The sequence below is a fragment of the Schaalia sp. Marseille-Q2122 genome (genome assembly GCF_903645355.1).
Lineage (GTDB): Bacteria > Actinomycetota > Actinomycetes > Actinomycetales > Actinomycetaceae > Pauljensenia.
The window spans coordinates 1-7,678 of record NZ_CAHJXR010000012.1; the positions used below are offsets into that span (position 1 = coordinate 1).

Annotated in this window: 6 protein-coding genes; 4 read left to right on the forward strand and 2 right to left on the reverse strand. The window is 63.2% G+C overall.

Going from position 1 to position 7,678, the window contains the following annotated elements; genetic code table 11:
• The coding region (gene ligA / locus HWX48_RS11100; protein WP_175957573.1) for an NAD-dependent DNA ligase LigA at positions 1 to 2,149 on the forward strand (2,149 nt) is incomplete at its 5' end.
• A 99-nt stretch (positions 2,150 to 2,248) separates the two neighbouring features.
• Here the strand turns inward: ligA and HWX48_RS11105 are convergent.
• Positions 2,249 to 3,517 (reverse strand): phosphatidylserine/phosphatidylglycerophosphate/cardiolipin synthase family protein, encoded by a 1,269-nt coding sequence (locus HWX48_RS11105; RefSeq protein WP_254873091.1) that lies wholly within the window; start codon positions 3,515 to 3,517, stop codon positions 2,249 to 2,251.
• Positions 3,518 to 3,617: 100 nt separating this feature from the next.
• Between HWX48_RS11105 and gatC the strand changes: the two genes are divergently transcribed.
• The 3 genes from gatC to gatB are packed head-to-tail and all read left to right on the forward strand — an operon-like array spanning position 3,618 to position 6,912.
• Positions 3,618 to 3,914 (forward strand): Asp-tRNA(Asn)/Glu-tRNA(Gln) amidotransferase subunit GatC, encoded by a 297-nt coding sequence (gene gatC, locus HWX48_RS11110; RefSeq protein WP_175957575.1) that lies wholly within the window; start codon positions 3,618 to 3,620, stop codon positions 3,912 to 3,914.
• Complete coding sequence (gene gatA / locus HWX48_RS11115; RefSeq protein WP_175957577.1) at positions 3,914 to 5,416, forward strand: Asp-tRNA(Asn)/Glu-tRNA(Gln) amidotransferase subunit GatA; 1,503 nt, start codon at positions 3,914 to 3,916, stop codon at positions 5,414 to 5,416. The genes gatC and gatA overlap by 1 nt, the downstream gene beginning before the upstream one ends.
• The gene (gene gatB, locus HWX48_RS11120; RefSeq protein ID WP_175957580.1) at positions 5,416 to 6,912 is read left to right on the forward strand and encodes an Asp-tRNA(Asn)/Glu-tRNA(Gln) amidotransferase subunit GatB; all 1,497 of its coding nucleotides are present in this window, start codon (positions 5,416 to 5,418) and stop codon (positions 6,910 to 6,912) included. The genes gatA and gatB overlap by 1 nt, the downstream gene beginning before the upstream one ends.
• Before the next feature lie 124 nt (positions 6,913 to 7,036).
• Here the strand turns inward: gatB and HWX48_RS11125 are convergent.
• Positions 7,037 to 7,678 (reverse strand): WD40 repeat domain-containing protein (locus HWX48_RS11125; protein ID WP_175957582.1); only part of this gene is annotated, 642 nt, incomplete at its 5' end.

Here is a 7,678-nt window from a genome sequence, read left to right on the forward strand (position 1 = left end):
GGTCCCCCACGAGATCCCCATGCTCAGCCTCGATGACGTGTTCAGCGTGGCTGAAACCCACCAATGGTATGACCGTTGTCGCAATGGTCTGGGCGTGGATAATCCGCAGGTCTGTGCTGAGGTCAAGGTTGACGGGCTTGCTATCTCCATCCTCTACGTTGATGGCGTGCTCACGCGCGCCGCGACGCGCGGCGATGGGCGCGTCGGTGAGGACGTCACCGCCAACGTGCGGACGATCAACAACGTGCCCCACCGCCTGAGCGGGCAGGCAATCCCGCGTCGTATCGAGGTCCGCGGCGAGGTGTTCTTCCCGACCGCCGACTTTGAGGCGTATAACGCCGCCCGCGCAGAAAATGGCGAAAAAACCTTCGTCAACGCCCGTAATGCTGCTGCTGGTTCGCTCCGCCAAAAGGACTCGACTGAGACCGCGAAGCGACCGCTGGCGATGGTGTGTCACGGTATTGGCATCTACGAGGCGGCCGCCGATGCCCCCGAGGCGTCCATCCTCCCTGATTCCCAGCACGCCTGGTATGAGCTGCTGGCAGGCTGGGGGCTACCGACCTCGCCCTACACGCGCCTGATCTCCTCACATGCTGAGATCGACGAGGTCATCGACTATTACGGCGCGCACCGTCACGAGCTCTCCCACGAGATCGACGGCATGGTCTTCAAGATTGACTCGCGCCAGTACCAGGCCTCACTGGGCACGACCTCGCGCGCCCCGCGCTGGGCGGCCGCCTACAAGTACCCGCCGGTGGAGGTCCACACGCGTCTGCTCGACATTCGTACCCAGGTCGGGAGAACCGGCCGCGTCACCCCCTATGCGGTGATGGAAAAGGTCCTGGTCGCGGGTTCTCATGTGTCCTCAGCGACCCTGCACAATCAAGACGAGGTCAAGCGTAAGGGCGTGCTCATTGGCGACATGGTGATCCTGCGCAAAGCCGGTGATGTCATCCCTGAAATCCTCGGCCCGGTGGAAAAACTCCGCGACGGTTCCGAACGGGAGTTCGTCATGCCGACGCATTGTCCCTCCTGCGGCGCGGAATTGGCGCCCGCGAAGGATGGGGATGTGGATGTGCGCTGCCCGAATCAGGCCCATTGTCCGGCGCAGATCACTCAGCGCCTCACCTTCTTGGGTGGCCGTTCGGCCTTTGACATTGAGGGCTTGGGTGAAGAAGCAGCCCTGGCATTGACTCAGCCTGAACTCAATCGTTCCGAGGTGATCTCCGCCCTCGTCGGCGGGGAACCGGTACTGCTGGCTGCCACGGAAACCGACGACCTGCCACCCCTCGTACAGTTGAGTGCCGAGGACCTGGCCAGCCACCACCACAGTGAACTGGCGGCCCTGGCTGAGGCCCTCCTGCCCTCGGCGCAGACGCCGGTGCTGTCCTCGGAAGCCGATATTTTTGACCTGCAGGCCGAGGACGTGCGCGACCTCTACGTGTGGAAACGCGCTGCTTTCCCCCAAGCCCTGCGCGAGCATTACGGGGTGGAGGAGTCCTGGCGCCTCGTGCGGGCTTTCTGGTCCACAGGGCGTCGTCTGAAGGATGAGAGTGGTTTCCGGAAGAACCAAGAAACCCGCCCGTCTAAAGACATGCTCACCATGCTTGACGAGCTCAACAAGGCCAAGACTCAGCCCCTGTGGCGGGTCCTCAATGCCCTGTCTATCCGCCACGTTGGCCCGACTTCCGCTCAAGCTTTGGCGGACTACTTCGTTTCTCTTGATGCTATCCGTGAAGCCTCGGTGGCAGAGCTCGCCGAGGTCGAGGGGGTGGGCCAGATCGTTGCCCAATCCGTTCACGATTGGTTCGGAGTGGACTGGCATCAGGAGATCGTTCGCCGCTGGGCGGCCTCGGGCGTGCGCATGGCTGATGAGGAAAAAGAAGCCCTTGAACAAACCCTGGCCGGGCTCACTATTGTTGTCTCCGGCTCCATGCCCGGCTATGACCGCGAGGGCGCCAAGGCTGCGATTATTGCGCGCGGGGCGAAGGCTGCGGGGTCGGTGTCGAAGAAGACCTCGCTGCTGGTGGCCGGGCCAGGAGCGGGTTCAAAGCTCGCCAAGGCCGAAGCCCTGGGCGTTCCAGTGGTCGATGAGAATGCCTTTGACACCCTGCTTGAGCAGGGGCTAGAGGCCGTGCTCGCCAAATAAGGCGCAGGAGCCTTGGGGACGAGCGCCCACCCACACACCCAAGGAGGGGCGCGCGTCGCCCTCGTCCTTCGGGCATGTCACGCGGGTGCCGACACGCACTTAGACGATGACGCGGAAGGGCTGGAGGAGATTTTCCAGCACGCGCGTCATCACTGAACGCTCATCCCACTCATCGATGGTGAGTTTGCGCGCGGTGGTGAGGTCATTGGCAAAGATTGCTTCCATCTGAGCGGCAAGCTCACGCGAATGGAACTGCATATTGACCTCGAAGTTGCCGAGCATGGACAGGCGGTCAATGTTCGCCGTACCAATCGTTGACCACATGCCATCAACGGTCATTGTCTTGGAGTGGACCATCGCGTGACGGTAGAGCCAGATCTCCACGCCTTCACGTAGCAGTTCCCCGTAGTAGGGGCGTGCCACCCAGTCGGCCATGATGTGGTTGGAAAACTCGGGGATGAGCACCTGGACGCGCACGCCTCGCCGCACGGCGTTGACCAGAGCCTGGAGGATCTCCCGGTCGGGAATGAAGTAGGCCGAGGTAATCATAATGTGGTTCGTCGCCCGATCCATGGCGTCAATGTAGAGGCCGCGCACGGGGTAGAGCAGACGGTAGGGCAGGTTGAATGCGGCGGTAATCGTCGAATTCCAGGCTTTCGCGCCTCGGTCGGGAAGGGAGGGCTGGCGGCGGTTCTTGAAGTGGTTCCAAAAATCCGCAAAACCGTTTTCCAACTCCCACACGGCTGGGCCGATGACGCGCACATGCGTGTCACGCCACTCGTAGCCGAAGGGGTCGCCAATGTTGTAGCCGCCTACGAATCCCACCGAGGAATCCACCACGAGGATCTTGCGGTGATCGCGCCCGGTCTTGCGCATATTGAGCGTGAACATGCCCGAGCGAATCTCCGGGAAACGCAGCACATGCAAAGTAGGCAGAGCGGGGAAGAGGTAGAAACTGGGCGCCTGGTTGAGCACGGCGAAGCCGTCATAAATGGCGTAGACCTTCACGCCCCTGCGCGCTGCGGCAACGAGGGCAGACTTGAAACGCTGGCCTGTTTCATCGGATCGCCAAATGAAGGACTCAAAGTAGATGGTGTCGGTGGCGTTATTAATGGCCTCCAACATGTCGGCATACAGGGAGGTGCCTTCGGTGTAGATGCGCACCTCGTTGTTGTGTACTCGCGTGTCCGAGGGCGGCAGGGTGGGGAAGCCTCGTAAGCCGCCGGGCACGCGGCGTCGACGCATGCGGTCAATGGCGTGCACGGTGACGACGGCCGCAGCTTGGGCGACGGCCATGCTCACCCCTGCTTTCTTTAGCAGCGACCAGCCATTGTCGGCGTTCAGCGAGGTCCAGGAGCGTCGAGGCATAGAACAAGCCTAAAGGGTGACGGGTGAAAAAGACGGGAAGTGGCAAGGAACGCCAGAGGATATGTGCTTGGGCCTCACCAGTGTGGGTAGACTTGGCCCCATGTCACGCATCAGTACTGACGAGGTCGCCCGCGTTGCCGGTCTGGCCCGAATCGCCCTTACGCCGGAGGAGATTGAAAGAATCGCCGGCGAACTTGACGTTATCGCTACCTCCGTTGCGAAGGTCTCTGAAGTTGCCACTCCGGATGTGCCTGCAACCTCCCACCCTCTGCCGCTGACGAATGTGTGGCGTGAGGATGTGGTGGGCCAGACCCTGGACCGCGACGAAGTGATGGCTAAGGCTCCCGCTCATGAGGATGGGATGTTCCTGGTGCCCCAGATCTTGGAGGAAGACTGATGAAGGAAATGCTGCGTAAGTCCGCCGTTGAGCTGGCAGCTATGCTGGCCGCCGGTGAGATCACTTCCGTGGAACTGACCTCCGCCTGCCTGGATCGCATTGATGCCCTCAACCCCCGCGTCAACGCTTTCCTCTACGTGGATCGCGGGGGCGCCCTCGCAACCGCCGCCGAGGTCGATCGCCGTCGCGCTGCCGGTGAGGAGCTCCACCCCTTGGCTGGTGTGCCTATCGCCCTGAAGGACAATATGGTCTCTCGCGGCATGCCCACCACCTGCGCTTCGAAGATTCTCGAAGGCTGGGAGCCCCCCTACGATGCGACCGTTGTGGAGCGCATTAAGGCTGCTGGCCTACCCATCGTGGGTAAGACCAATATGGATGAGTTCGCGATGGGTTCCTCCACCGAGCACTCCGCCTACGGCCCGACCCTCAACCCGTGGGATACCGGCCGTATTCCCGGCGGTTCGGGTGGCGGCTCGGCTGCTGCCGTCTCGGCGTTCATGGTGCCCCTGGCCCTGGGGTCGGATACGGGTGGCTCCATCCGTCAGCCCGGCGCTGTCACCGGCACCGTGGGCGCTAAGCCCACCTACGGTGCGGTGTCCCGCTACGGCCTGGTGGCTATGGCCTCTTCCCTCGATCAGATTGGTCCCGTGACCCGCACGGTCGCTGACGCCGCTGCGCTGACTGAACTGATTGGCGGGCACGATCCCCTCGATTCGACCTCCCTCACCGACGAGGTTCCTGCTCTGCGTGCCGCCACTGACGCCGTCCACGAGGCTGGCACCGTCAAGGGTCTGCGCGTGGGTGTGGTTCGCGAGCTCACCGGCGAGGGCTACCAGGCTGAGGTGCAGGCCGCCTTCGATGCTACCGTCGCCCAGCTGCGCGAGGCTGGGGCGGAGATCGTTGAGGTTTCCTGCCCCTCCTTCGAGTACGCCCTCTCGGCCTACTACCTCATTATGCCGGCCGAGGTGTCCTCGAACCTGGCTCGCTTTGACGGTATGCGTTACGGCATCCGCGTTGAGCCCACTGAGGGCCCGGTGACCGCTGAGCGCGTCATGGCTGCTACCCGCGAGGCTGGCTTTGGCGACGAGGTTAAGCGCCGCATTATCCTTGGTACGCACGTTCTGTCTGCCGGATACTACGACGCCTACTACGGCTCGGCCCAGAAGGTCCGCACCCTCATCCAGCGCGACTTTGACCGCGTCTTTGAAGAGGTTGACGTCCTCGTGTCGCCCACCGCTCCGACGGTGGCCTTCGAGTTCGGTTCGAAGATGGATGACCCGATGGCGATGTACCTCAACGACATTGCCACTATTCCGGCTAACCTCGCTGGCGTGCCCGCCATGTCGGTGCCTAACGCTGTGGCTGATGGCCTGCCCATCGGCTTCCAGATCATTGCCCCGGCTCGCGGCGACCTGAAGATGTACGAGGTTGCTCAGCTGGTAGAAGACCTCAGCGGCGACATTGCTGGCCAGTGCCCTGCTCAGACCTGGGAGGAAAACTGATGACTGACCTGATGGACTACGCAGACGCTGTTGCCACCTTCGACCCGGTCCTTGGTATTGAGGTCCACGTTGAGCTAGGCACCGCCACCAAGATGTTCGACGCCGCCCCCAACGCTTTTGGCGGCGACCCGAACACCTACGTCACTCCCGTGTCCTTGGGCCTGCCCGGCTCCCTGCCTGTGGTCAACCGGAAGGCCGTGGAGTACGCGATCACCATTGGCCTGGCTCTGAACTGCACAATCGCAGAATACTGCCGTTTTGCGCGTAAGAACTACTTCTACCCGGACCTGACGAAGGCCTTCCAGACCTCCCAGTACGACGAGCCCATCGCCTATGACGGCTGGGTGGATGTCGAGCTGGAGGATGGCACGCTCTTCCGCGTGGAGATTGAGCGCGCCCACATGGAAGAAGACGCCGGTAAGAACAACCACGTGGGTGGTTCGGATGGTCGTATCCACGGCGCCGACTACTCCCTGGTGGACTACAACCGCGCTGGCGTGCCCCTCGTGGAGATCGTCACCCGCCCCATCACCGGAGCAGGAGACCGCGCCCCCGAGGTGGCTCGCGCCTACGTCCAGACCCTGCGTGACATCTTCCGCGCCCTAGACGTGTCCGAGGCTCGCATGGAACGCGGCAATGTCCGCGCCGACATTAACGTCTCCTTGCGCCCCACCCCCGAGTCCCCTCTGGGCGTGCGTTCGGAGACGAAGAACGTCAACTCCTTCCGCGGTATTGAGCGCGCCGTGCGCTTTGAGATCCAGCGCCAGGCCGGCATCCTCGCTGAGGGGGGCACCGTTGTCCAGGAGACCCGCCACTTCCACGAGGAGGACGGGTCGACCTCGCCGGGCCGTGAAAAGTCCGATGCTGAGGATTACCGCTACTTCCCCGAGCCTGACCTTGTTCCCGTTGCTCCCTCGCGCGAGTGGGTGGAGGAACTGCGCGCTGGCCTGCCTGAACTGCCGGTGGCGCGCCGTCGCCGCCTGCGCGCCGAGTGGGACTTCTCTGACCTGGAGATGCGCGACGTGGTCAACGCTGATGCCCTTGATCTGATCGAGGCCACCGTTGCCGCTGGCGTGAGCCCAGCATCGGCACGTAAGTGGTGGATGGGTGAGCTGTCCCGCCGAGCCAAAGAAACTGAGGTTGCTCTGGCTGACATGGCGGTCACTCCCGCGCAGATCGCTGAGCTGCAGTCCTTGGTGGATTCAGGTCGCCTGACCGACAAGCTCGCCCGCGAGGTTCTTGAGGGCGTTCTGGCTGGCGAGGGCGACCCCACCGCCGTCGTTGAGGCCCGTGGCCTTGAGGTCGTCTCTGATGAGGGCGCATTGACTGCCGCCGTTCAGGAAGCACTTGATGCCAACCCCGACATTGTCGAGAAGATCAAGGCTGGCAAGGTGCAGGCCGCCGGTGCCCTGGTGGGCGCGGTGATGAAGGCCACCCGTGGTCAGGCTGACGCTGCTCGCGTGCGTGAACTCATTATGGAGATCGTCGGCGCCTGAGTAGGCGAGAAGCCTCGATGAGGGCTTGTGGTACTGCCCCTCACTGCGGATGTTCCGTGGTGAGGGGCAGTGCTGTTTCTAGGGGTTGGTGCAGCATCGTGGTGCAGCGTGGTGTGCGTGCGGCTTAGGCTCTTGCGGGGGAGTCGGAGGCGGGGCCGAGTGCCGAAATGGGCGGCAGCATGCCGCCCATTTCGGCGGGCAGGCGCACCATGCGGCCGTCCTCTACCACGGTGATGCCCAGCCAGCGCCAGGCGCCGTCGGAGGCGCCCAGGATCTCCTGAGTGGCACCGTCGCGGACAACCATCTCCCCTTCTGGCAGGAATTCGATCTGGGTGCCGATTTGCTTGCCGGTTGTGGTATCCCAGGTGCGGACGATGGCATCTTCGCTGATGGTGAGGAGGGTGGTGCCGTCGGGGCTGTAGGCGCCAGATAGCACCCAGTTGGTGTGGCCGGTGAGGGTGTGGAGTGCCTGGCCGGTTGTGGCATCCCAGATGCGGGCGGTGTTGTCGTCGCTGGTGGTGAGGATGGTGGTGCCGTCGGGGCTGTAGACGCCAGATAGCACCCAGTTGGTGTGGCCGGTGAGGGTGTGGAGTGTTTGGCCGGTGTGGGTGTCCCAGATGCGGGCGGTGTAGTCGTAGCTGGTGGTGAGGATGGTGGTGCCGTCGGGGCTGTAGGCACCAAAGCGCACCGGGCTGGTATGGCCGGTGAGGGTGTGGATGGTTTGGCCGGTTGTGGTGTCCCAGATGCGGGCGGTCTTGTCGTAGCT

Excerpts from the sequence above, each read along its gene's own strand:
- gatB (WP_175957580.1), top strand. The coding sequence starts at position 5,416 with ATGACTGACCTGATGGACTACGCAGACGCTGTTGCCACCTTCGACCCG.
- HWX48_RS11105 (WP_254873091.1), bottom strand. The coding sequence starts at position 3,517 with ATGCCTCGACGCTCCTGGACCTCGCTGAACGCCGACAATGGCTGGTCG.
- gatA (WP_175957577.1), top strand. The coding sequence starts at position 3,914 with ATGAAGGAAATGCTGCGTAAGTCCGCCGTTGAGCTGGCAGCTATGCTG.
- gatC (WP_175957575.1), top strand. The coding sequence starts at position 3,618 with ATGTCACGCATCAGTACTGACGAGGTCGCCCGCGTTGCCGGTCTGGCC.